This window comes from Colwellia sp. KU-HH00111, assembly GCF_040362745.1.
Classification (GTDB): Bacteria; Pseudomonadota; Gammaproteobacteria; order Enterobacterales; family Alteromonadaceae; genus Colwellia.
On sequence record NZ_BAABWO010000002.1, the window covers coordinates 289,900 to 313,950 of the forward strand.

22 protein-coding genes and 1 riboswitch are annotated in these 24,051 nt (G+C 38.5%); of the genes, 11 read left to right on the forward strand and 11 right to left on the reverse strand.

Annotation, left to right across the window (positions count from 1 at the left end; translation table 11 throughout):
- Positions 1-21: 21 nt before the first annotated feature.
- Together ABXG98_RS05535 and ABXG98_RS05540 are read left to right on the forward strand one after the other, a co-directional pair.
- A complete protein-coding gene (locus tag ABXG98_RS05535) occupies positions 22-1,926 on the forward strand; it encodes a 2-oxoacid:acceptor oxidoreductase subunit alpha (protein WP_353537699.1) in 1,905 nt (634 codons plus the stop codon).
- An 11-nt stretch (positions 1,927-1,937) separates the two neighbouring features.
- Positions 1,938-2,990 (forward strand): 2-oxoacid:ferredoxin oxidoreductase subunit beta, encoded by a 1,053-nt coding sequence (locus ABXG98_RS05540; protein ID WP_353537700.1) that lies wholly within the window; start codon positions 1,938-1,940, stop codon positions 2,988-2,990.
- 95 nt (positions 2,991-3,085) lie between these two features.
- Here the strand turns inward: ABXG98_RS05540 and ABXG98_RS05545 are convergent, their stop codons facing one another.
- From ABXG98_RS05545 to proB, 5 genes are all read right to left on the reverse strand, one after another.
- A complete protein-coding gene (locus ABXG98_RS05545) occupies positions 3,086-3,508 on the reverse strand; it encodes a hypothetical protein (protein ID WP_353537701.1) in 423 nt (140 codons plus the stop codon).
- Between the two features lie 134 nt (positions 3,509-3,642).
- The gene (locus ABXG98_RS05550; RefSeq protein WP_353537702.1) at positions 3,643-4,515 is read right to left on the reverse strand and encodes a hypothetical protein; all 873 of its coding nucleotides are present in this window, start codon (positions 4,513-4,515) and stop codon (positions 3,643-3,645) included.
- 85 nt (positions 4,516-4,600) lie between these two features.
- A complete protein-coding gene (yegD, locus tag ABXG98_RS05555) occupies positions 4,601-5,971 on the reverse strand; it encodes a molecular chaperone (protein WP_353537703.1) in 1,371 nt (456 codons plus the stop codon).
- Between the two features lie 140 nt (positions 5,972-6,111).
- Entirely contained in the window at positions 6,112-7,383 is a 1,272-nt protein-coding gene (locus ABXG98_RS05560) for a glutamate-5-semialdehyde dehydrogenase (RefSeq protein WP_353537704.1), read from the reverse strand.
- 35 nt (positions 7,384-7,418) lie between these two features.
- Entirely contained in the window at positions 7,419-8,516 is a 1,098-nt protein-coding gene (gene proB / locus ABXG98_RS05565) for a glutamate 5-kinase (RefSeq protein WP_353537705.1), read from the reverse strand.
- 225 nt (positions 8,517-8,741) lie between these two features.
- Between proB and yihG the strand changes: the two genes are divergently transcribed.
- Positions 8,742-9,662, forward strand: a complete 921-nt coding sequence (gene yihG / locus ABXG98_RS05570) for a 1-acylglycerol-3-phosphate O-acyltransferase, YihG family (protein ID WP_353537706.1) — start codon at positions 8,742-8,744, stop codon at positions 9,660-9,662.
- 2 nt (positions 9,663-9,664) lie between these two features.
- Complete coding sequence (locus ABXG98_RS05575; RefSeq protein WP_353537707.1) at positions 9,665-10,918, forward strand: mechanosensitive ion channel family protein; 1,254 nt, start codon at positions 9,665-9,667, stop codon at positions 10,916-10,918.
- A 14-nt stretch (positions 10,919-10,932) separates the two neighbouring features.
- Here ABXG98_RS05575 and tesB read toward each other — a convergent pair whose 3' ends face one another.
- The gene (tesB, locus tag ABXG98_RS05580) at positions 10,933-11,790 is read right to left on the reverse strand and encodes an acyl-CoA thioesterase II (protein WP_353537708.1); all 858 of its coding nucleotides are present in this window, start codon (positions 11,788-11,790) and stop codon (positions 10,933-10,935) included.
- A 246-nt stretch (positions 11,791-12,036) separates the two neighbouring features.
- On the opposite strand from tesB, the gene ABXG98_RS05585 reads away from it, so the two are divergent.
- On the forward strand, positions 12,037-12,294 hold the full coding sequence (locus tag ABXG98_RS05585) for a hypothetical protein (RefSeq protein WP_353537709.1): 258 nt from the start codon (positions 12,037-12,039) through the stop codon (positions 12,292-12,294).
- A 154-nt stretch (positions 12,295-12,448) separates the two neighbouring features.
- Here ABXG98_RS05585 and ABXG98_RS05590 read toward each other — a convergent pair whose 3' ends face one another.
- Both ABXG98_RS05590 and ABXG98_RS05595 read right to left on the reverse strand, forming a co-directional pair.
- Positions 12,449-14,272: a tetratricopeptide repeat protein gene (locus tag ABXG98_RS05590; RefSeq protein ID WP_353537710.1), complete on the reverse strand. Its 1,824-nt coding sequence runs from the start codon at positions 14,270-14,272 to the stop codon at positions 12,449-12,451.
- 181 nt (positions 14,273-14,453) lie between these two features.
- Positions 14,454-14,536, forward strand: a riboswitch (cyclic di-GMP riboswitch).
- A 102-nt stretch (positions 14,537-14,638) separates the two neighbouring features.
- Entirely contained in the window at positions 14,639-16,441 is a 1,803-nt protein-coding gene (locus ABXG98_RS05595; protein ID WP_353537711.1) for a DUF885 domain-containing protein, read from the reverse strand.
- Positions 16,442-16,593: 152 nt separating this feature from the next.
- Between ABXG98_RS05595 and ABXG98_RS05600 the strand changes: the two genes are divergently transcribed.
- On the forward strand, positions 16,594-17,568 hold the full coding sequence (locus ABXG98_RS05600; protein WP_353537712.1) for a GGDEF domain-containing protein: 975 nt from the start codon (positions 16,594-16,596) through the stop codon (positions 17,566-17,568).
- On the opposite strand, the gene ABXG98_RS05605 is transcribed toward ABXG98_RS05600, so the two are convergent.
- Both ABXG98_RS05605 and ABXG98_RS05610 read right to left on the reverse strand, forming a co-directional pair.
- Entirely contained in the window at positions 17,555-18,037 is a 483-nt protein-coding gene (locus ABXG98_RS05605) for a 2-thiouracil desulfurase family protein (protein WP_353537713.1), read from the reverse strand. The two genes, ABXG98_RS05600 and ABXG98_RS05605, sit on opposite strands and share 14 nt — an antisense overlap.
- Position 18,038: 1 nt before the next feature.
- Complete coding sequence (locus tag ABXG98_RS05610; RefSeq protein ID WP_353537714.1) at positions 18,039-18,338, reverse strand: DUF3630 family protein; 300 nt, start codon at positions 18,336-18,338, stop codon at positions 18,039-18,041.
- 131 nt (positions 18,339-18,469) lie between these two features.
- On the opposite strand from ABXG98_RS05610, the gene ABXG98_RS05615 reads away from it, so the two are divergent.
- On the forward strand, positions 18,470-18,769 hold the full coding sequence (locus ABXG98_RS05615) for a c-type cytochrome (protein WP_353537715.1): 300 nt from the start codon (positions 18,470-18,472) through the stop codon (positions 18,767-18,769).
- 74 nt (positions 18,770-18,843) lie between these two features.
- Here ABXG98_RS05615 and recQ read toward each other — a convergent pair whose 3' ends face one another.
- Positions 18,844-20,733 (reverse strand): DNA helicase RecQ, encoded by a 1,890-nt coding sequence (gene recQ, locus ABXG98_RS05620; protein ID WP_353537716.1) that lies wholly within the window; start codon positions 20,731-20,733, stop codon positions 18,844-18,846.
- A 67-nt stretch (positions 20,734-20,800) separates the two neighbouring features.
- Here recQ and ABXG98_RS05625 point away from each other — a divergent pair, with 67 nt between their 5' ends.
- The 4 genes from ABXG98_RS05625 (at position 20,801) to ABXG98_RS05640 (ending at position 24,014) form a co-directional block, all read left to right on the forward strand.
- Positions 20,801-21,256 (forward strand): thioesterase family protein, encoded by a 456-nt coding sequence (locus ABXG98_RS05625; RefSeq protein WP_353537717.1) that lies wholly within the window; start codon positions 20,801-20,803, stop codon positions 21,254-21,256.
- A gap of 111 nt (positions 21,257-21,367) precedes the next feature.
- The gene (gene rarD / locus ABXG98_RS05630; protein ID WP_353537718.1) at positions 21,368-22,282 is read left to right on the forward strand and encodes an EamA family transporter RarD; all 915 of its coding nucleotides are present in this window, start codon (positions 21,368-21,370) and stop codon (positions 22,280-22,282) included.
- A gap of 124 nt (positions 22,283-22,406) precedes the next feature.
- The gene (locus ABXG98_RS05635) at positions 22,407-23,081 is read left to right on the forward strand and encodes a single-stranded DNA-binding protein (protein WP_353537719.1); all 675 of its coding nucleotides are present in this window, start codon (positions 22,407-22,409) and stop codon (positions 23,079-23,081) included.
- A gap of 234 nt (positions 23,082-23,315) precedes the next feature.
- A complete protein-coding gene (locus ABXG98_RS05640; protein WP_353537720.1) occupies positions 23,316-24,014 on the forward strand; it encodes a helix-turn-helix domain-containing protein in 699 nt (232 codons plus the stop codon).
- The last annotated feature ends 37 nt before the right edge of the window (positions 24,015-24,051 follow it).

The window sequence follows — 24,051 nt, forward strand, 5'->3', positions numbered from 1 at the left end:
AGATCAGCAAGAGAATTAGGTATGAAATCTATGCTAACAAATACGGTAAACAATACGGATGGCAATAATAGTGACGATGTTAAAGCAGAACATTTATTAATTAATGAGTTTGTAGTGCGGTTTGCAAACACCAATGGTACTGGCTCAGCTAGTGCTAATAATATGTTTGCTAAAGCTATTTTGCGTATGGGCATACCGGTAAGTGCGAAAAATATATTTCCATCGAATATACAAGGTATGCCTACTTGGTATGAGGTCAGGATCTCCGAAAAAAATTACTTAGGTAGGCGTGGTGGCAACTCAGAAATGGTGGTAGCCATGAATGCGCAAAGCCTTAATGATGATATTAGTAGTGTTCAGGCTGGCGGTTACCTGCTTTATGATTCAAGTAGAGCTTTGCTAGATAGCCAAATACGAACCGATATTCATTATTTAGGTATGCCAATTTCAAATATTTGTTTAAAAGAATATACCGATCCAAGGCAGCGGCAACTGTTTAAAAATGTTATTTATGTTGGCGCATTGGCAGCCTTATTAAATATGGATTTTACTTTACTAAAAGGCTTGGTTCGAGATCAGTTTAAGGGTAAAGAAAAACTAATAACCCCCAATATCTATGCCTTAGAGCTTGGTTATCAATATGCAAAAGAGCATTTTATTTGTCCGCTGGCTATTCAAGTAGATAGCCGAAATTTAGTGGGCGATCGTATTTTGGTGGACGGAAACACAGCAACAGGCTTGGGTGCTGTGTTTGGTGGTGCAACTGTGGTGGGTTGGTATCCTATCACTCCTTCAACATCGGTAATTGAAAAATTCGCCAGTTATTGCCATCGCTTACGTATAGATCCCGCAAGTGGACAAAAAAACTATGCCATTGTGCAAGTAGAAGATGAATTAGCCGCTATTGGTGTGGCGATTGGTGCAGGCTGGAATGGTGCTCGCGCTTTTACTGCTACTTCAGGGCCAGGTGTTTCCTTAATGACAGAATTTTTAGGTTTAGCCTATTTTACTGAAACCCCTATGGTACTTGTGAATGTTCAGCGTTCAGGGCCATCAACCGGAATGCCAACCCGTACTCAACAGTCAGATATTCTTGCTTGTGCTTATGCTTCTCATGGTGATACCAAACAAGTATTGTTGTTTCCCGATAGTCCAAGTGAATGCTTTGCATTAAGCGCACAAGCATTTGATATTGCCGAGCAGCTGCAAACACCGGTGATTGTGATGAGCGATTTAGACTTAGGGATGAATGATCATTTAACAACAGCATTTTCATGGCAAGATGATAAAGCCTATCAACGTGGCAAAGTGTTATCAGCTCAGCAACTAGATGAAGTGGAAGTATTCGGGCGTTATTTAGATGTTGATGACGATGGTATTTGTTATCGCACATTGCCTGGTACGCATCCTGATAAAGGTGCTTATTTTAATCGGGGTACCTCGCGTAATCATTTTGCTGGCTACACTGAAAAGTCTGCCGATTATGTTGATAACATGGAGCGGTTAACAAAAAAATTTATCAATAGTGTTAAGTTTTTACCTGAGCCTGAAATACAACAAGCGAAGAGCCGAGGCCAGTTAGGACTGATTTTCTTTGGCACCAGTAGTCATCCTATTGCTGAAGCTGTTGACCAGTTAAAAGAACAAGGATTAATAGCAGATTGTTTGCGTATTAGAGCCTTTCCTTTTCATCAAACTATTGAGCAGTTTATTGAAGAGCATTCTTGTAATAATAAACAGGTATTTGTTATTGAACAAAATAGGGATGCTCAAATGAAAAGCCTATTAGTCAATGAGCTACAAATTGATCCCAATAAACTCGCCAGTATTCTTAATTTTGATGGTTTACCCGTGACTAGTCATCTTATTGTAGAGTCGGTGTTATCGATACTGGCCAGCAACCAAAAAAACACTAAAACAGGTTAAGGAGAATACCGATGAGTTTTATTAAATCAACATTTCGCCATCCTCGCCTTCCTGTTAACGATTTAGGTTTAACCTATCGTGATTATGAAGGTGCTTTATCTACTTTATGTGCAGGGTGCGGTCATGACTCAATTACTGCCGCAATAATACAGGCTTGCCATGAGTTATCCATTCAACCTAGCGAAGTCGCTAAACTGTCAGGTATTGGCTGCTCGTCTAAAGCGCCGAACTATTTTCTGAATAAAGCCCATGGATTTAATACTGTGCATGGCCGAATGCCTTCGATTGCTACGGGGGCAAATTTAGCTAATCAAGAGCTGTTATATTTGGCCATGTCAGGGGATGGTGATAGTGCTTCTATTGGCTTTGGTCAGTTTGCTCATGTGGTGCGCAGACAGTTAAATATGGTTTATATGGTTGCTAATAATGGCGTTTATGGCTTAACCAAGGGGCAGCTAGCGGCCACAGCAGATAAAGGCGTGAAAAATAAAGCCGGTGACTTGAGTCTTTTTAACGATATTGATTTGTGTGTGATGGCCTTACAACTGGGCGCCAGTTTTGTGGCGAGAAGTTTTTCGGGAGACAAACACCAACTGGTGCCTTTATTAAAAGCGGCAATGAGCCATAAAGGTTTTGCCTTTATCGATATTGTTTCTCCGTGTGTTACGTTTAATAATCATGCGGGGTCAACCCGATCATACGACTATGTTCATGATCATGTTACTACTGCAGCCGTTGCTGATTTTGTTCCCGTGAAAACAGAAATCACGAGTCATAGCAACAGTGGTGAGTGTGATGATGTCTGTTTACATGATGGTTCAATTATGCGAATTCAAAAATTAACCCAAGATTATGATAGCAGCAATGCAAGTCAGGCTATTATCGATATAGAGCAAAATAAGCAAGCAGGAAAAATTCTTACCGGGCTGTTTTATTTAGAGCCTACGGCCAGTGATTTTCATGAGATCAATGACACCAACAATACGCCATTAAATCAACTCAGCCAAGATGTGCTTTGTCCGGGTAATCGTGTGTTATCGGGGATAAATGATAGTTTTAGATAATACTAAAGCCGAACTTAGTACTGATTGTCTGAAGGTAAAAGTGCGCTATTTCAGCGCACTTTTTGATTGGTAACAGTAAGGTGAATCATTGCCTATTATGCATCTGGTAAACGCGCATCTAGTGTTTTTAGTGATCGTAAAAATAAGCCTAGCCCACCTATAGCTAATACTAGAATAACAATTAAATCAAAAGAGCTCATGGTTCTAAAGCTAAACCGAATTGATGAAATAACACCAAAAATAAGTCCGGTCACTGAGCCGATAGCTAGCAGCCAACCAAGAAAATTTCTACCATTGTAAAAAATAAGACCGACACCAAACATAAATGGGATCATTATCATGCCACTGGTAATATTGTACTGCCCACCCATAGCAGAAAATCCATATAATCTCATGCCCATACCAAAACTTGATGTCACCGTAATGGCATTTAACAACATATAAAAGCCGCCACACATCATGATTAGGCCAATAAAAAAATGACTCAATCCGCCAGATGTTCCACCTGCACCCTTCATAGTATCTCCTTAGATAGTTCCATTATATTCAACCTGCTATGGTGTTTTTTATTTGTTTGAATTGCAGAGATACTATCAACATAAAGAGCGCTAAACAAGTTAACGACTTATTATGGTGAGGGCTTATGCGAACCTTATTTGGCTGTGAGCCAGAGGCGTTTATCAGTTAATAGCTGTTTCACTTGGTTAGATAGGAGTGGGTTTTCTAATTTAAAAATAATACGCTGATTCACATTGGCTTTGGTTAAAATGCCAGCCGTTATCGGGTGGTTTAAGAAAAATTGTTCAAACTTCCCTGAACTAAGTAGTTTCTTAAATCCTAAGTCTAGCCTTTGATGCAAGCGAGTGTTCTGCTTGTTAACAAAAAAGAAGGTTGGGGCAGGGTATTTAAGCATAAAGTTTTTTTCAACCACAAGCTCGCTCTCTTCTGCCAGCTCAGACCATGGTTCATGCAATGCTCTGGGGTAAAACTCAAAGCGACCACTTTTCAACATTCGCACCAAATAGGGATCATGGCCTTTAACGACATTAAACCCATTGGCAAGTAAAATAGTGGCGTCAGGCCAGTTAATACCCTGACCAAGTGGGATTTTTTTTAATTCGCTCAAAGGTAGGTTGCTAGGGAATTTGCCTTGACTACCTTTATTAATCACGAAAATCCGACTGCCCATTAAGCCCTTTAAAATAGGAAAGTAAATTGCCTGTAATTGTTGCTCTAATGCTTGGGAGGTCATCCGCCATGTTAAATTAACATACTCATTACGCTCAAGCATAAGTGATGTTCTAGCCTGAGTCATTTCAATATGCACCGGCTGTAATTGATAACTGCCGTATTCATTCGTTGTTTCTTCAAGGGCTAACATTAATAAATCAACAAAATAGCCCTGTTTAGGATCGGGGAACTGCTGAGACTCGACATAGCGAATAATATCGGTAGCAAAGGCGATGTTAATGTAACTCAATAGCGCAGTTAACAAAACAATATTTCGGGTGATTGAAAAAATCATTAAACGTGATAACGTCTTTCAAATAGTGAGTCAGTTGATATGAGTATAGTTCAGGCTATAGCTATACGTTCGAGTAATTAACCATTTAACGATATATTTGTTCAGCCCACCGCGCTAAACCCGAGGTAACACTACCAAAGTGATCTCCAATCACCATGGGGGTGCAGGGCATTTGTTGTTGAATATAGTCGCTGATAACAGGCGATTTTGCGGTGCCACCAGTAACAAAAATTACATCAGGTTGCACTTGTGCTTGCTTGACCGCTGATTGCATTAACTCCCCTATGCTTGCCAAAGTGCGAGTATTTGCCTGTTTAAAGAGGGGATTGTCTACTTCAATGGTTAAACCATTATCAATATCTGTTAATGATATTAGGTGTGAGTCTTGTCCAGACAAATTAATTTTAGCTTGCTCAGCAGCGTTGACAAGCTGATAGCTCAGCTTGTGATCATGCACAGTTATGAGACGTTCAATCAATGCGCTATCTTTAGCGTCACGTGCTAACTGAATTAAATCACGCCTGTTTTTGGCACTATAAAACTTGGTTTGTTCATTAATGTTATTAATGGCAACGGCTTGATAAAAACTGGCCGTAGGCATAGGCGTTCCAGTTTTTAAATAACTGTGCATGCCTAAGCTTGGCATAATTCCTTGTAAAGCTAGCTGAATATCAAAATCATTACCTGCTACTCTCACACCGCTATGGGCAAGCAAGTGCTGCACACGATCATCACTATTTATAAATTCTGGCCCCATCAATAACATTGAACAATCACTGGTGCCGCCGCCGATATCAACCACTAAAACCCGCGTTTCTTGTTGCAAACTTGCTTCAAATTCAAACCCGGCTGCTACGGGCTCGTATTGAAATTCAACCGACTTAAAACCGACGCGTTTAGCGGCATTGGTGAGAACAGTGATAGCTTGTTGATTGCTTTCTTCGCCATGTAAGCCTTGGAAATTGATTGGACGGCCAATGACTGTTTGTGTGACTTCTCGCTGCAATTGTGCCTCGGTTAATTGTTTAACATTGCTCATCATGGCGGCAACAATATCTTCAAATAACTGAATTTGTGTTGGGGCTAATCCACTAGCACCTAAAAATGACTTTGGCGATTTAATGTAATAGCCTTCTTCAGGGTCTTCTAAGTACTTTTCAAGAGCGGACTTGCCAAAGAGTAGATCTGTGGCAATACCATCAAAATTTAGCTCACGCAAAGCTCGTTGTGCTTTTTGCAGCACCAAGGAATGGGATTTTTTAAATAGCGCTTGCTGTTCAACACTTAAGTGTTGATTTAGCCAATGGCAAATAATGTCGCGATCGGGGGCATATAAATTAGAGGCAATGGTGTTGCTTTGGTGATTGTCATCAATCATCAAGGGGATGATTTGCGGTTGACCATTAACCATTCTCGCAACACTACAATTAGACGTGCCGTAATCAAAACCTATCATTTATAGTAAACCATTCAAATGAAAAAAGGTCGCGTAGGATACTGAGTAAAGCTACAACACACAAGAGTGAAGTAGCTTTATTAGCTAAATTTATCTACCGCTAAGATGGCTAGTAATCACTAGGGTCAAACAGTTTGTAGCTATGCTCTAACTTGACCGTCGCCATACACCACAAATTTTTCAGTAGTTAATGCCTCTAGACCCATTGGCCCGTATGCATGTAACTTACTGGTAGAAATGCCAATTTCAGAGCCTAAACCTAGTTGATTACCATCTGAAAAGCGTGAAGAGGCATTGACCATAACAACAGATGAATTGATTTGTCGAATAAAGGCTTGGCTTCTTGAGATATCTTGAGTCACGATAACCTCGGTATGATCTGAGGTATATTCATTGATATGTGATATCGCATCATTAAAGCCATCAACAACTTTAACCGCAATTTCTTGAGCTAAGTATTCAGCATGGTAATCATCTGTTGAGGCTAACTGTCCGCCGTCGAAGTAGCTTAGACTTTTTTCACAAGCGTGAACTTGTACTTTAGCCGCTGCTTCGAGTGCTTTGGCTGCTAGTGGTAAAAACTCTGCGGCAATAGCCTGATGCACTAACACGGTTTCAAAAGCATTACAGGCGCTAGGCTTTTGGGTTTTGCCATTCACTAAAATGTTAACTGCTTTAGTTAAATCAGCTGACTTATCAATAAATAAATGACATACACCTTTATAGTGCTGTATTACTGGAATTTGACTGTTTTCACTGACATAACGTATCAACCCTTCACCGCCACGAGGGATCACTAGATCGATAGTCTCTTTTTGTTTTAATAACTGCTCAATCACATCGCGACTGGTATCAGGGATAACACTGACCACATTTTTGTCACAGCCGTGTTCAGTTAATACATTATGTAAGCAGTGTGCAATGGCTAAGTTGGAATGAATGGCTTCAGAGCCACCACGTAAAATAACGGCGTTGCCTGACTTGATACACAGTGCTGCTGCTTCAGCGGTTACATTTGGTCTAGCTTCATAGATCATGGCAATTACGCCTAATGGAATACGCATTTTACCAACTTGTATTCCATTTGGTCGAAGTGCTAAATTACTGACATTACCCGTAGGGTCGGCTAGCGCAACAATCTCGCGAATAGCAGCGCTAATATCTTTGACCCCTTGTTTGGTTAGTACTAACCTGTCAAGCATTGCTTGTGTTAGACCTTTGGCACGGCCAGCGTCAATATCTTTAGCATTTTCACTGATAATATGATCGCTATTTGCTTCAATGGCATCAGCAATGGCATTAAGTAACGCATCTTTTTCAGAGGTAGTTAGTTGTGCGGAAATTCGACTGGCAATCTTTGCACTAAGTGCCATTTTTTCCATTGAGAAATTCGTTGTATTTACGTTCGTCATATATATTACCCCTTAATTATCATGAGTAGCGTTAGCTATAAAATAACCATATCATCACGATGGACCACAACATTACTTTGGTTGTGTCCTAAAATGATAGCGATTTCATCGCTATGCTTACCCATAATACGTTGTAAATCAGAATGGCTGTACAGGCTGATCCCTTTCGCTATGAAGTGATTGTTTTGATGATCGATTAAATCGACAGCATCACCTGCCTTAAAGTGTTGTTCAATCGTTTTTATTCCTGAGGGAAGTAATGACGCACCTTTATTGACTAAGGCATTTACGGCCCCCGAGTCTAAAGTGATCTTACCTTGGCTTTTCAAGGTGTGCTTTAACCAATGTTTTTTTGCTTTAATAATATCCTTATCGGCAGCAAAACGTGTGCCTGGATTTTGTTGCGCCAACAGAGAAGCAAATACTTCGCTTTTAGTACCATTGACAATATAGGTATTAATACCGTGTTCTACCGCTTTTTCTGCAGCTTGAATTTTAGTTTTCATACCGCCAGTCGCGAGATGGTTGCGACTGGTACCTGCTAACGCATAAATTTCATCGGTAATATGTTCAATGTCAGGAATCAATACTGCATCGGAGTGAACTTTGGGATCCTTAGTAAAGACACCATCAATATCACTTAGAATAAATAAACTGTCGGCTTTACATACTTGAGCAACTAGTGCGGCAAGGTTATCGTTATCACCAACCGTTAAATCTTCAGACGTTAAGGTATCATTCTCATTAACTATCGGCAAAATACCGTTGGCTAATTGGATCTGTATGGTTTCTTTAATAGAGATAAAGCGTTTTCTATTTTCAAGATCGCTTTGATTAATCAAAATTTGGCTGCATGGTCTATCAAAAAAGCGCTGCCAGTTAGCCATCATTTTCATTTGACCAACACTCGACATTGCTTTTTTTACGGCAATAGATAACTCGGGACTACCATGATGAATAATACTTCGGCCAGCGGCAACGCCGCCAGAAGAAACGAGGATGATTTCCTTGCCTTGTTGCTGACACTTAGTAATAAATTGTGCAATTGCTAATGTATATTGTCCGCTACAACCCGTTTTAGTCGGTGCGACTAAGGCACTGCCAACTTTGATCACGGCTCTATTAAAGTTCATTATCTCTCCTACGATTGAATCCTGTGCAAGTATGCAAAAAACTGCGCAGGCATTCAACCGGTTTACTAAGATATACAAGCGAATTAATAGAGTTAAATACGCTCTTCAATAGCTTTTAGGAATAGAAGTCGACCTAGTTTGACAATAACAATATAAATTGATGGCAAAGCATGATTAAATATAGCTATTATCACCTTTTTACATTATTTAATCATACAACCTAAGATGCTTAATTTTTTACCTGCACCCCTTATTGCTTTATTATCTTTTAGCCTTTATGCCCTAAATACTATTTTTTGGTTGATTCCGATTTTAGTGTTTTCTTTGCTTAAGGCGTTAATTCCAATCGCTATTTCTCAAAAATTATTTAGCTATTTGTTAGACTTAATGGCAAGTAATTGGGTGGCTGTGAATACCTTTAACCAAAAGCTATTTACGCAAATGAAGCTACAAGTCACAGGTTTAGAAGGGGTAAATAAAAAAGACTGGTATTTGGTTTTAGCAAACCATCAAAGCTGGGTTGATATTGTTGTCTTACAACGCGCTTTGCATGGTAAAATACCGTTTTTAAAGTTTTTCTTAAAGAAAGAGCTGATTTATGTGCCCATTTTAGGTTTGGCTTGGTGGGCGTTAGATTTTCCTTTTATGCGCAGGTATAGCCAATCGTTCTTGAAAAAAAATCCCCATTTGCGTGGTAAAGATCTAGAAACTACTCGTAAAGCTTGTGGTAAATTTAAGCATAAGCCAGTCAGTGTAATGAGCTTTATCGAGGGTACCCGTTTTACCCAAGCTAAACATGACAATCAAAAATCACCATTTAAGTATTTACTTAAACCAAAAGCGGGCGGGATCGCATTTGTGCTTGATGCTATGGGCGAGCATTTAACAACATTGGTTGATATAACCATTTATTATCCTGATGATATTCCAAACTTTGTCGATTTTCTTAGTGGTCGAATAAAACAAGTGCATATAGAAGTGCACACTCAAGCAATTGACGGGCAATTGAGTGGCGATTACCTCAATGATCGCACTCATAAAATAGCTTTTCAAAAATGGCTGACGCAATTTTGGGCCGAAAAAGATGCTAGGCTCGATAAAATGCTGACAAATGCCAAACAAGGTGATGGTAATATTAAGGAATAACGATGAATGAATTGATGACTGCTTGGTTAGCTTCACAAGGAATAAGAGAACAATATATTGAAACCAGCGGTATTGCGCTTGGTTTGCTTATTATTGTGTTAATTTCAGCAATGAGTTATTACCTTGCTAAGCATCAAGTCATAAAAGTGGTTCATAGGGTCATATTGAAAACGAAAAACACCTGGGATGATGCCTTAATAGAACATCAGGTATTAACGCGTTTAACCTTACTGTTGCCTTTTATTGTTATTTTGTTTTTGACCCCTATTGTTTTTCCCGGCGAGCTATTATTTGCAACGGTTTTAGTATTGCTTGCTAAAATGTTACTAACATTTCAAATTGCCCGTACCGTGAGCTCGATACTTAATGTTAGTAAGAGTTTGTATCAAGAAACCGCGAAACAGAAATATTTACCCCTCAACGCCATTATTCAAGTCATAAAGTTAGCCATCTATCTTGTTGCCGCTATTGTTATTGTGTCATTAATATTAAACCGTTCACCTATTTATTTACTTAGTGGTTTAGGTGCATTAACTGCGGTTTTAATTTTAGTTTTTCAAGATACTATTAAGGGGTTGGTGGCAAGTATACAAATTTCAGCGAATAAAATGGTGGTGGCAGGCGATTGGATTGAATTACCTAAATACGGTGCGGATGGCGATGTGATAGAGATTGGCTTAAATACAGTTAAAGTTGAAAACTTTGATAAAACTATTACCACAGTACCCACTTATGCGTTAACCAGTGACTCTTTTAAAAACTGGCGTAATATGTACCATTGTGGCGCAAGACGCATTAAACGGACTATTATTATTGATGTTGCCAGTATTGACTTTTATTCACTTGAAAAAGTTGACTTTTTAGCAAGTACTGCGCTGTTGAAAACTTATTTGTCTGATAAAAAGCAACAGCTTGAAAATGAAAACAAGGCATTAAACCAGGATGAGCATTTAAATGTAATTGATATTCGTCAGTTAACCAATGTGGGTACTTTCCGTGCTTATATTGAAATGTACTTGCATCAAAACCAACGAGTACGTAATGATCTTACCTGTATGGTCAGGCAGCTACCTGCAACCGCAAGTGGCTTGCCTTTAGAGCTCTATTGTTTTGCCAACACTACCGTGTGGACGGAGTATGAAGCAATTCAAGCAGATATTTTTGATCACCTGTTTGCCATTGCGCCACACTTTGACTTACGTGTTTTTCAACATCCCAGCGGTTTTGATTGGAAAAGTAGCACTAAAGCGACTTAACATGAGTATGGCATTTACCTTTGCCTAATGACACCTTCTTGCATGGTTGAGGCGACTAATTCACCCTGACGGTTAAAAATTTGCCCGCGAACTAAGCCACGTCCGTTACTTGCAGAAGGACTGTCCATAGAATATAGCAACCAATCGTCAAAACGAAATGGGCGATGGAACCATATGGCATGATCAACGGTTGCTATTTGAAAGTTAGGTTGCAAATGGCTAACGCCATGGGGCAATAACGCCGTTGGTAGAAAGTGAAAATCGGACGCATAAGCTAACATACAGCTATGAATCGGTAATTCATTCGGCATGTGACCGTTGGCTTTTAACCAAATTTGGCACGCAGAGTCAGTTTTTTCAGGATTAAACCAGTTATATTGCTGAATAGGCCGGATCTCAATGGGTTTTTCTGCTAAAAAGATCTCACGCACTCCTTCAGGCAGTGCATCTTGATATTGGGTCAGAAAATCTCGGTATGACATAATGCCTTCAGGATTAGGCACCTTGGGCATTGTATCTTGGTGTTCGAACCCTTGCTCTGGCCGCTGAAACGAAGCTGTCATATAAAAAATAGCTTGGCCATTTTGTATTGCTTGTACTCTGCGTGTACAAAAACTAGCCCCATCTCGGATGTTTTCTACTTCATAAACCACAGGTTTAGAAGCATCACCGGCTCTGAGGAAATAAGAGTGTAGCGAATGCACAAAACGGCCATTTTCCACAGTTTCTTGAGCGGCAGATAATGCTTGCCCCATCACCTGACCTCCAAACAAAGCACGAAAGCCTAAATCTTGGCTTTGCCCCCGATATATGCCTTTTTCGATTACCTCTAATTTTAGTAGTGCAAGTAGTTCATCTAGCACGTGACTCATAGTTTTATACTCATTAGTTTCATACTTAATACTTTATTATAAATTAATGGCCTTACGCACTTTTTATCAAAAGAAAGCGCATTCTTACCTCATATTCCAACCATGATAACAGTTTTTTTGTGCTATTTTTTGCAATAAATGTCTTGAAGTATAGATAAATTTGAGCTAACTTAGCTTCATCTACGCTTAAATTTTAAGCTTATTATTAGTTTGAATGATTTAATACATTTAAACGTTGAGGTTTTTATGCAGACATCAGCGCTGAGAGAAACATTATTAGAAAGAAGACAGCAACCGACTGTTAATGTTGACGGCTTATGGGAAAAGCTTTCTTTGGCTCAAAAGTTTGCTGCAAGTAGCCTGCTGCAGTTTGGCTATAAACTTGCCTATATTCGCTCAAGTAGTGTGGGTGATTTAGCCATTTTGATTTGTAATGATAACGCAGCAACTATATCAAGTGAAGGCGAAATCGATACGCTTCCCAGTATACAAATTCGACACTAAATCAGTGGCTATAATTTACCTAGATAAAGCCACAAACACAGCTTAGTTATAGTTAATGCAGCACTCGGCTTAGCCATTGCTGCTTTTAATTATGCTTTTTCAAAGTCCAGCATTTTTCACCGTATTATCTTTTCTCATCTTTTGTCGAAACAGATTAAATTATTTTAGCAATATCACGTAGATGAGATAGCGAAACCTCGGGTTCTGAATCAGTAAAGTTCGGGCTTGCAACTGAGTAATTCATAGCGAGAGAAAAATTACCTAAGTTGGCAAAAAACCTCAATCTTAATACCTCTGCTATTTTTTCCATAACAAACTCGGCCTCCGCTTGGTGCTGATGTACAAAAAAGATCAAATATTCTCCTTCGTTAATCAAGCCTGCATCATCAAACTCACTAATATATATGCCGATTAAGTTGGCGATTTCATCGGTAATCTCAGTTACTACGCGTTTATTGAATTGATGTGTTAAGTCTTGCCAATTACTGATGGAAATATATCCTAGGGTGAGAGGATAGTTGAAGTGTTTGGCCATATTGACTTGCTTTTGGTAGCATTTTTTGGTTTGAATCGGACAATTATTTATATTGCTTGGTATCGCAGTTACTACTTCATTGTTGTTTTGTTTTGTTTGACGCGGCTTTAACCATAAAAATAGCACTAGGGTAGATAATGCAAAGATAAGGAGTGATAGGGAATAAACAATAGAGGTTTGCGAGTTGGCCTCTGCTGGAAGGTTTTGTATTTCATCGGGTTGAGTGATGTTATCCGTTGATTGAATTAAAGGACTACCGGCATTGACACTATCTACCTTGTTTGCATTCAAAAAAGTTAGTGGTGGTAGCTTGTCATCATAATATGCGGTCTTAGTACTTCTTAGTAGACTGTTACTGTACTCTTTTTGCCAGAAATAGGCTTTATTGAGCTCGGATCTATCCAAGTAAAGTTGAGCAAGCATCTTATATAATATGGCATAATCATTTGTTAACTTAATATTTTTAGCCGTTTGCTCTGCTTCTAATAATCTATTGATAGCTTCATTTTCTTGTCCTGTGGCTTTGCTAATTTGCGCTAAGATAACGAGGGTTTCTAAAAAGGGACTTGCTAAGTTGTTCTGATAAAAGAGTGATTTTGCTGCTTGAATCTTAATTGCTGCTTCAGCATAATTTTTTTGTTGAAATAGTGTTAAGCCTAAGCCTTTTGTTGCATGAGCTATAAAAATAGGCGCTTGTTTTTTCTCAGCATGTTTCTTTGCCTCCCAATAGGCATTGTATGCATCATCAAAACGGTGTAAGCGATAATAGATATTAGCAATGTGTTGATAGGTTTGGTTAACATTGCCCAGTCGCGCTAACTCAAAACGCAATGCGAGTATTTTCAACTGAATGGTCAGTGTAGCTTGGTAGTCACCTAAATGAAAATAAGCTTTGGCTAGGATTGATAATAGCGCAATATTCTCATTGAAATCAGTGTGTTTATTTGCGGTATTAATTGTTTTTTGTAAATCAGCTAAGCCAATTTTATGCTGATTTAACATGATAAGAGCAAGGCTTCGATAACCCATTGCTAATAAATAATAAGGGGTGATTTCTTTGATGTTTGGTCTATCTATTATTTTATCAGCAGTGGAAAGTAGAGCTTCGCCTTGATTTTGGGCGTTATGAATATTTGCTTGGGTAATATATAAATCTAAATTGGTTTGCTCATTTACACTTGATATAGCTAAGCCATCTTGAATAAATTGAAATCCGGTTGAAAATTCACCTTTATTGTTAGCAACATTGGCTAATAATAAATAGGTTTTGGCTAAGGTTTCACTTGGGTACAATGATCTTTGTATTATGATGGCATTGCCTAACGCAACAATTTGCCGATAGTTGAGTGTTTCGAGATCTGTTTGAACTAATGCATCTACTTGCGCAATCAACTGCTCAGGGCTTAACCTGTCAGCTTCTGCTGATAAGACACTAAAGCTCATACTGAGCAGAAAAAATGACAGTATAAATGCAAAAAAATTAATTATTTTTTTAATTATTAACATCAGTAAAAACACAGGCTTATAAAAAAATCAGTGCTTATTTTAACGCGATTAACCCTAATATGTTAGTTTTTTGTTTACAAATAAAAGAGAAGCGCTATAATGAATTTGAGCTTCTAAAGCTCGACAAGGGCAAATCTAATGAAAGTTAGAGACGCAAAGTAACCGGTCTAACGGGAAACCTATGACAGCGGGACTGCCAAATTTAGATGTAGTGGGGGCTCTTCTATTTTAACAGTCTCAAGTTTATTTCCTCGGTCTGCTTTGCGTGGCTTCCTTGCCTTCTGCTAACATCCTTAATAATTCCTATTTATTTTCTTCCAATATCTGCTTTTGTATTATTTTTGCGCGTTGTTGCTGAATATATTGTTCAATTACTCTTTCTAACATGCTTAATGGCATTGAACCATTCTTCAAAATTTGATCATGAAAGTCCCGTAAATCAAAATGCTCGCCTAAGGCTTTTTCTGCTGTTTTACGTAATCGTTTAATTGTTAACTCACCAATTTTGTATGATAAAGCTTGACCTGGCCATGAAATATATCTGTCTATTTCTGTTTGCACATTATGCAATGAGAGGGCTGTATTATTAGCTAAATAATCGATAGCTTGCTGCCTAGACCACCCTTTAGCATGCATACCTGTATCAACAACAAGTCGACAGGCACGCCACATTTCATAGGTTAATCGACCAAAATCTTGATAAGGCGTTTCGTAAATCTCAGCTTCTATGCCTAGATATTCGGAATACAGCCCCCAACCTTCGCCAAAGGCTGAGATATAGGTTTGATTACGAAACTTTGGTACCTCTTTCATTTCTCGGGCTATAGAGCCTTGCAAATGATGACCGGGTACGGCTTCATGCAAGGTTAATGCGGGGAGAACGTAAAGTGGTCGTCTATCTAATCGATAAGTGTTGACCCAGTAGTTTCCCGCTTGATCGTCACGAGCTGGGCCAGAATAGCGACCAGTGGTGTATTTAGGTGCGATATTCGCTGGCACTTCGATAACGCCATAAGGAGTTCTAGGTAAAGTTTTGAACAAGGAGGGCAGTTTTGCATCCATTTTTTTTGCGATATAGGATGCCTCTTTTAATAAGGCAACAGGAGTTTTAGCATAAAACTGCGGATCATTACGTAAAAAGCTGACAAAGGCTTTGAAGTCGCCATCAAAATTGAGTTGCTTGATAATCTCATCCATTTCAGCACGGATTCGCTTAACTTCGGCTATGCCTTTTTGATGCACTTGTTCTGCGGTTATATCCAAGGTGGTGTAATGAGCGACACGGTTTTGATAATAAGTTTTACCATTAGGTAATGAAATGGCGGCAATGTTATCTCTAGCATTGGGTTGATAACGGTTGACCATATAATCATAATATTTTTGGTAAGTTGGCATTACTTGCTCAGCAATAATTTTTTTGGCTGCTTGCTGAAACTTTTTCTGTTTTTCGATTGTGATATGAACAGACATCTTTTTAAAAGGCTTATAATAGATACTGTCAGTAATATCTTGTTTTATAAAAGCCTGTATTGATTTTTCAAAGCCCTTAAGTACAACTTTAGGCTGGGTGATCCCTTCGGCAATACCACGATTCATCCACGCCGTTTGTTGAGAAAAGTAGCGAGGCAGAGCACGTAACTTTGACAGATAATCGCGGTAATCTTGTTCACTTGTTAGGTTTACCTGCTGGCTAATGTTAGCAATCCACACATGAAAACCCGACTCTGCGGTTAGCGGCATATAGTGTTCTTTATTGTTATAACTATCAATTTGATTTTTTAAAACATAAGTTAAAACAGCACTATTGATTTTGTTAGCGGCGCTGAGGTCATCGTTATCAATACGAGTTAAGGCTTTATAGATCTTTTGTCGTTTTTTATGTTGCTTTGCTAAAAACTTAGCGGATAGATCGGGCAGCTTGCCATTATTACCTCCCTCTTGAGGATCGTTAAAGGGATTGCTTTGTTGATAAAATTGCTGATAGGTACGAATTAACTGATGTAACTGTTGATCTCGAGAGCTGATAACGGGTTTATCATCGATGCGTTTAGTTTGACTGCAACTTAACAGAAAAAAAATACAGCATAAGGAAAAAATTTTTTTCATTCTATTCACTCACTTAAAGACGAATGGGTACTGTAGCAGTATTTTGAGATAAAATAATTATAAATTTAGTAGATATTTTTACTCAAATACTAGAGAATTAGCACCCACATATGCCGCAGATCATGGACGTGTTAATTTCATAGAGGTGATCGGTGAAGTATCACGATTCCGTAAAGCAAGCAAGTAAAACCATGGCCTTAGCTGTCAGTCAATTGAAGCAATGGCATCTACCCGTTAATCCTATTAATTACGCCGTTAGTTATGAATATTGCCAGAACAAAAAGTCAAAATTAATAGCAAGTATTAAACGCTTTTTGTTGTCAGGTCGAGCGTTAGATAATTTCTTTATGGAGCAACTTTATAAAGAGCACTTACTTGAACAAAGCAAATTTCGTGAAGAAATCCTTTCTGATTTATCTAGCCTATTGACTCAATTTCAGCAGCGTTGCCAACAATCAGTTTCTGGTGCAGAAGATCTTATTGAACAATTTGATGATTACTTACCTGAGTTGATGTCTGGTGACAAAGAGAAAGTTAAATTAGCCTTATCTAAACTTCATCAAGCATCCACCACCTTTAAAATGCGTCAACATGAGTTAGCTACTAATTTAGAGCAAGCTCAAATGCAAACAAAAGCCTTGGAGGATGAACTAGAACTAGTTCGTGAAGAATTATATCTCGACCCAGTCACTGGCTTACATAACCGAAAAGCTATGTCTAAACATGTTGATGTATGGCTTGGTGATGAGACTAATAAAAGTATTGTTGCTATTGTGGTTAGTGTCGATCATTTTAGTCAATTTAAAGAACGTTTTGGCAGCTTAATTGGCGATGTTATCTTATCTAAAATCGCCAAAAAAGTGGCTAGTTATGTTGATGATAGTGGTTTACCTGTACGCTCTGCTTGCGATGAGTTTATTGTGTTGTTACCTGACGTTGAAACCGAGATTGCGACTGAAATAGCCGAAAAAATAAGACAAGGTGTTGAAAAGCTTCGCTTTGTGAGTGTGCAGTCTGGTGTAAGATTACCTAAAATGAGTGTTTCATGTGGCGTTGGCGAAATGAAAAACAAAGAGCCACTCAATAAATTTATTAATAGAAGTCGTAAAGCAATTATTGGTGGTTAGTTAGGTCAGCACAATCTAACAAAGTGGCTAACTTATCTAGCGAGTGTTCTGAAAAAACAGTAATTCCATGTTGGTGCAAGAGTTGACTAGTAATGCCCTGTCCGACAATTTTTTTATTGGAAAAAGAACCATCATAAATATACGAACTACCACATGAAGGGCTAGACTCTTTTAGTAAAGCGAAGCGAATATTGTGCTTTTTGCATAAAGCTAATGCTTGATTGGCACCATCATTAAATTGTGCACTGACATCTATATTGGATAGGGTAATCACTTTGCCACTATGAGGTTGCTGCTCTGCTGGCTCTCTTGGCACAGGCAAGCCCCCTGATACTTCTGGGCAGATAGCAACTAGACGTTTTTGCTGTTGCCATAAAGCTAACAATGGGTGTTTTAAGGGAATCGCTTTACTATCGTAACGAACGTTTTCACCTAAAAAGCAACGGCTAATGAGTATTTTGTCAAACATGTTATGCCTTTAAACGTTCAAAAAGTTGATGGGTTTTGTTTTGGCTAGCTTCATCATTAGGACAAATCCAACAAGATTGACTGTAATAATCAAAGTTTAATACAAACTCGGCATCTAAGTATTGAAAGCGAATGTTTTCTCTATCTGCCCCTAATATCGTTTCTTTTATTTGAGATGCTGTTACTTTATTTAACAGTAATTTTGTCAGTAAATTGATATCTTCTTGATACCAGCTTTTATTAAATAAAATATCAATAATCTCTGCTCTATAAGCAATTGATTTTATGAGAATGGTATTCATTTATAGTCCATTGCTATGCTACTCACATTAAAAAAAGCATTATATTAAAAAAATAACGACAGCAGAACGGTTTTTATTTATACTGGCTTTAGAAAGAAAATTAACTTTATAGATAAAGAGAGATAATTACTATGATTAAACTTACTCTTGCAGTTGCTGCAACCGTAATGATGGCATCTCCTGCTTTTGCTGGTGATGCTGCCGCTGGTAAAGGTAAATCAATGATGTGTAGTGCATGTCACGGCGTTGCTGGTATTTCAGCTGTTCCAATGTACCCTAACCTTGCTGGTCAAAAAGAAGCTTACCTTGCTAAGCAACTTAAAGACTTCAAATCAGGTAAACGTAATGATCCAACCATGAAGGGTATGGTTGCAGCATTGACTGACGCTGATATGGATAACTTAGCAGCATACTACGCCAGCTTAAAATAAGCTTGCCAATCTGTAATAGTTAAAAAAGCGCTAATTAGCGCTTTTTTTGATCTTAAAATATAAGGTTGCATAGGTTAATGACAATGCTCGCTAATCACTTGCAAAAAGGCCCTGCCATAACGTGCTAGCTTGACATCACCAATACCACTAATGGCAAGCATTTGTGCTGCTGTTTTGGGTTGAGCTCTAGCGAGCTCTGACAGCGTTGCATCGTTAAAGACAATAAATGGCGCAATATCTTCACCATCGGCGATACTTTTTCTTAGTTCACGTAATTTGCTGAATAACGCTCTGTCATAAGGTTTTTGCTGGTGTTTACTTTGCCAATAACTGGCTTTTTGTAAACGTGGGCTCGCTAGCATTAATGGCTCTGTTGCTTTAAGTACGCTGCGCGATGCTTGTGTTAAACACAGAGTAGATTGTTGCTCAATATCTTGTTGTAAGTAACCTAAGTGAATGAGTTGCCCGATAATCGCAAACCAATAGCCGTGTGTTTTTCCACTACCAATACCAAAGGTTGATACCTGCTCGTGTGCTTGGCTTAATACTTGGCTGGTATTTTCCCCACGTAAAACATCAATAACATGGTTAATATCACCTTGTTGTTTAATACGAAAAACACATGATAGTACTTTTTGAGCTGGCTCTGTTGCGTCAAACTGGCTTGGGGGGTCTAAGCATATATCACAGTTACCACAGCCTTGTTGGGTATATTCTGCAAAATAGTTTAAAACAACTTGTCGGCGACACGTTTGTGCGTCAATAAATGCACTCATGGCAGCAAAGCGTTGCTTTTCAACATTAACACGTTGCGGGTTGTCACCTTCACTAATACGTTTTTTAATACGACTAATGTCTTTGTCAGCAACTAAAAACAACGCTTCAGCGGGCAAACCATCGCGACCTGCACGACCTATTTCTTGGTAATAGGACTCTAAGGTACGAGGGGGTTCAAAATGAATAACATAGCGTACATTGGGTTTATTGATGCCTAAGCCAAAAGCGACGGTTGCTACAACGATTTGAATATTGTCTTTGGTAAAGCCTTCTTGCACTAAAGCCCGTATTTCAGTTTCAAGGCCAGCATGGTAAGCAGCACAATTGATGCCACATGCGGCTAGATACTTGGTGAGTTTTTCTACCTGCCAGCGGCTGTTGCAATAGATAATACCAGAGTCATCGCCTTGCTTTTTCACATAACCCAATACTTGTTTTTCACCGTCATATTTTTGCGCTAAGGTAAAGCGTATGTTTGGCCTATCAAAGCTGTCTAAATGAATGTAAGGGTTGTTTAATGATAGTTGAGCAAGGATATCTTTACGTGTAGTAACATCTGCCGTAGCGGTTAATGCCATCACCGGCACCTGAGGAAAAAATTCTTTTAAAATATTGAGTTGAGTATAAGCCGGTCGAAAATCATGCCCCCATTGCGAAATACAGTGTGCTTCATCTATGGCGAACATACTCAAAGGTAGTTCACTTAACCCTTGTAAAAAATAGCGACTTGTTAATCGCTCTGGAGCAACATAGAGTAGTTTGATTTTTCCCTGGGCTAGCTGGGTAAAAGTATCGTTAATTGTTTGTTGCGACAATGATGAATTAATAAATGCTGCCGATATTCCTTGATGAGTGAGGTTATCAACTTGGTCTTTCATCAGTGCAATTAAAGGAGAAACAACAATGGTGATTCCCGGTAATAAGGTGGCGGGCAATTGATAGCACAATGATTTGCCACCGCCTGTAGGCATAAGTACCAGAGAATCCCTTCCTTGAAGAAGGTGAGTAATGATTTCAGCTTGGCCTTGGCGAAAACTATCGTAACCAAAATGGTGTTTTAAACTAGTGAGCAGAAGCTTTTGGTTGTCTGATGTTTCATCAATAGGTTGTGTAGCAATATTCAACAGAACGTCTTCGGTAATTGACAATGACCCTATTTTACCTGAGTGACGTTGTAGAGGCACCATTATTTTTACCTATGTGCCCTTAATGATGTTATCTTAATTGTTTACACGTCTGACCAGAGAGGTTTATATGAGTAATGAGGTAATGTATCAACAGCTTACTGATTATTGGAATCAGAACATGCCATTTAATCAATTACTAGGATTAGAAATTACCCGGTTTAACGCCCAAAATTCCGAAGTGCGCTTTGCTTGGCAAGATAAATTAATTGGTAACCCAGTTCGAAAAATACTGCACGGTGGCGTAACTGCGTCAGCATTAGATTTGGCTGGAGGCACAGTGGCCGCAGCTAATATCATTGAGCAGCTAACCGATAAATCGCCTGCGGCAATTAGGCAAAGTCTAGATAAAATAGGCACAATAGATTTACGAACTGATTATTTACGTCCGGGTCGTGGAGAAGCGTTTATTGTTACTGCGCACATTATTCGAAGTGGCAGTAAAGTTGCTGTTGCACGTATGGAAATGCATAACGAGCAAGGTGAACATATAGCGTTTGGTACGGGAACCTATATGGTTGGTTAACTTTACATTTGCATACGTTTGATAGATTAAACTCGTTTAGAATTAGCATAACTATTGCTGTTGTTGTGCTACCATGCGCGCCAGTGTTATTTCTGTTAAAAATATCCCATTATGTCAATTTCACAGCAACAATTATCAATGCGCAGTGGTGTTATCAATGCTTTAGCCGCTTATTTTATGTGGGGGCTTGCCCCGATATATTTTAAATTACTGGTAGATATTGGCGCAGGTGAAATTTTAATGCACCGCATTATTTGGTCTAGCGTTTTTTTATTACTATTAGTATTAGCTAGCAAAAAGTGGTCAGTGCTGGTTCAGCTATGTCAGCAGCCTAAGGTTATTGCTAAGTTGAGCCTATCTGCAGCGGTGTTAGCATTCAATTGGTTATTATTTATTTGGGCTGTTAATAATGATCATTTGCTTGATGCTAGCCTAGGGTATTTTATCAATCCTTTATTTAATGTCGCGTTAGGGATGCTATTTTTCAGTGAGCGCTTACGGAGAAATCAAAAAGTGGCGGTGGGTTTAGCTGTTTTTGGTGTATTAGTACAATTGTTTACTGTTGGTTCATTGCCCGTTGTATCTTTGGCTTTGGCAAGTTCTTTTGCCGTTTATGGCGTATTAAGAAAAAAAATGCACGTGGACTCGTTTGTTGGCTTGTTGATCGAATCGCTGTTAATGCTACCCGTGGCGATTATATATTGGTTATTTTTTCTAGAAAGCACCACATCAAACTTGGCTCTTAACGCTAATACACTCAATATTACTTTGGTAATGGCAGGCATAGTAACTACTGCGCCGTTGTTATGTTTTACCGCGGCAGCTAAGCGTTTAACCTTATCAAGCTTAGGTTTTTTTCAATATATAGGCCCTAGTATTATGTTTTTACTGGCAAGCTTTTATTATCAAGAATCAATGCAGTTAGCTGAATTTATAACCTTTGTATTTATTTGGTCAGCATTAGCGCTCTACAGTATTGATGTTTACCATAATATGAAAAAGGCCAAGTTAACGGGTAAAAAATGATTGCGTCAGCATACCCTTGCAATAGAAGACAAAATAAATTGACTGAATACTGTAAAATGGCGTAAAAAGAAATACAATTCTATTTTTTCATTTGTATCAATTAGGCGATAAGAGCTGTTTTATTATGCATAAGTTAAACACACCCGTGCAAAGTCAAAATTTATGTGCGGTGACACTGTTGGGCAATTTAGTGGCTACGCCAGATATTCGTTATAAGGCGAACCCTGTTTCAGCAATCACTGAAATTACGCTTGCCACTAGCTCAAAATGGTTAGATAAAAAAACGAATCAATACAAAGAGTGGACTAGCTATCACCATATAAAAGTGGAAGGTGAATTAGTTGAACAGACGCTACTAACAGCTAACAAAGGCGATATTGTGTTAGTGCAAGGCTATTTAAGCAATATCAAAGTCAATACAGCCAATACCAAACAACATCCAGCCATTGTGCATGCGACTTTTATTCAAAAGTTTAACAAAGGTTATACACAAACCGTTAATCAAGTGCATTGCAGTGGGCAATTACTCAGTGAACCTCAGTTAATCACTACACAAAATAATAAACAGTTAGCACAAATGAATATTAGTATAAATCAACAAGCATATTCCTTTGAAAAACAATGCTGGCAACCTCACCAAATAGAGCGTGAATTGCACGTTTGGGGTAAACAAGCACAATACATAGTGGAGCATGCAAAGCTAGGCAACAACCTGATGGTTGAGGGTAAGTTGAGTTATTTAGCCACTGCCGAGAAAGCACAGTTTATTGAAGCGAAAACTGTGCATTTATTACTATAATTTAAGGGCAAATAACGACTGAATCAGCTCAAGCGTTTTTTAGTGAATAGATACAAAGTTACTTTTTTTGCATATTTATATTGACATTTGGTGTGAAAATATCATTAATAGTATGTAATCGTGGAGTTAATGGATTGATTCTTGTAAACAAAAAGGACGGAATAACCCTCTTTATCAATCTAGAACGTCATAACTTCACTTAATGTACCTATAAAAACATAAGAAGTACGTGATATGACAGAAGTGACTACCCCTGCTAAAGCTTATGTTCTTACCAATATAAGCAAAAGTATCGAATTGACCTCAGCAGAACAACTAAAGTTAACTCAATTTTTGAATTTATTAGCCACATGCAACATCACAGCGCAAGTGAGTTGCTCCTTACCTGAAAAGCTAGCTTTAGCTCAATATCCTTTAATTTTTATTGATTTTGCCAGCATCATTAATGTCAACGCCATTCCCGAAAACTTGGTGAAGTTAACACTTAAGCATAAGGTGGTGTTGTTTAATTGCTCTGCAGGAGTGCTAGATGAAAAATCTGCATTAATGGCAGGTATCAGAGGAATGTTTTATCATGCGGATCGTGCTGATATCATTTTGAAGGGGTTCGGTGCTTTACTCGATGATGAGCGGTGGTTTAAACGTGAAACCATGAATATTGCACTAGGTGAACTATTAACACACTTGGATACTACTCAAGGGAATATTGACTATACTGATAACAATCAAACGGTTTGCCCATCATTAACTAAAAGAGAAAAAACGATTATAGGCCTAGTATCTAGTGGCGCTCAAAATAAAGAGATCGCCAGTCAACTGCATATTAGCCCTAATACCGTTAAAACCCATATTTACAGTATCTTTAGAAAAACCAGCTCAAGAAATAGAGTTGAATTGCTGTCTTGGAGCAAACAGTTTCAAGTAGTGAATTAACCGCTATGCTAATTAATGACCGAAAGGTCAGCATTTT

Coding starts and splice junctions, on each gene's coding strand:
- ABXG98_RS05605 (WP_353537713.1), bottom strand. CDS start 18,037: ATGTTTGACAAAATACTCATTAGCCGTTGCTTTTTAGGTGAAAACGTT.
- ABXG98_RS05615 (WP_353537715.1), top strand. CDS start 18,470: ATGATTAAACTTACTCTTGCAGTTGCTGCAACCGTAATGATGGCATCT.
- ABXG98_RS05595 (WP_353537711.1), bottom strand. CDS start 16,441: ATGAAAAAAATTTTTTCCTTATGCTGTATTTTTTTTCTGTTAAGTTGC.
- ABXG98_RS05610 (WP_353537714.1), bottom strand. CDS start 18,338: ATGAATACCATTCTCATAAAATCAATTGCTTATAGAGCAGAGATTATT.
- ABXG98_RS05545 (WP_353537701.1), bottom strand. CDS start 3,508: ATGAAGGGTGCAGGTGGAACATCTGGCGGATTGAGTCATTTTTTTATT.
- proB (WP_353537705.1), bottom strand. CDS start 8,516: ATGAACTTTAATAGAGCCGTGATCAAAGTTGGCAGTGCCTTAGTCGCA.
- ABXG98_RS05550 (WP_353537702.1), bottom strand. CDS start 4,515: ATGATTTTTTCAATCACCCGAAATATTGTTTTGTTAACTGCGCTATTG.
- ABXG98_RS05540 (WP_353537700.1), top strand. CDS start 1,938: ATGAGTTTTATTAAATCAACATTTCGCCATCCTCGCCTTCCTGTTAAC.
- ABXG98_RS05560 (WP_353537704.1), bottom strand. CDS start 7,383: ATGACGAACGTAAATACAACGAATTTCTCAATGGAAAAAATGGCACTT.
- ABXG98_RS05625 (WP_353537717.1), top strand. CDS start 20,801: ATGAGTAATGAGGTAATGTATCAACAGCTTACTGATTATTGGAATCAG.
- ABXG98_RS05590 (WP_353537710.1), bottom strand. CDS start 14,272: ATGAGCTTTAGTGTCTTATCAGCAGAAGCTGACAGGTTAAGCCCTGAG.
- ABXG98_RS05575 (WP_353537707.1), top strand. CDS start 9,665: ATGAATGAATTGATGACTGCTTGGTTAGCTTCACAAGGAATAAGAGAA.
- yegD (WP_353537703.1), bottom strand. CDS start 5,971: ATGATAGGTTTTGATTACGGCACGTCTAATTGTAGTGTTGCGAGAATG.
- rarD (WP_353537718.1), top strand. CDS start 21,368: ATGTCAATTTCACAGCAACAATTATCAATGCGCAGTGGTGTTATCAAT.
- ABXG98_RS05535 (WP_353537699.1), top strand. CDS start 22: ATGAAATCTATGCTAACAAATACGGTAAACAATACGGATGGCAATAAT.
- recQ (WP_353537716.1), bottom strand. CDS start 20,733: ATGGTGCCTCTACAACGTCACTCAGGTAAAATAGGGTCATTGTCAATT.
- ABXG98_RS05635 (WP_353537719.1), top strand. CDS start 22,407: ATGCATAAGTTAAACACACCCGTGCAAAGTCAAAATTTATGTGCGGTG.
- yihG (WP_353537706.1), top strand. CDS start 8,742: ATGCTTAATTTTTTACCTGCACCCCTTATTGCTTTATTATCTTTTAGC.
- ABXG98_RS05640 (WP_353537720.1), top strand. CDS start 23,316: ATGACAGAAGTGACTACCCCTGCTAAAGCTTATGTTCTTACCAATATA.
- ABXG98_RS05585 (WP_353537709.1), top strand. CDS start 12,037: ATGCAGACATCAGCGCTGAGAGAAACATTATTAGAAAGAAGACAGCAA.
- tesB (WP_353537708.1), bottom strand. CDS start 11,790: ATGAGTCACGTGCTAGATGAACTACTTGCACTACTAAAATTAGAGGTA.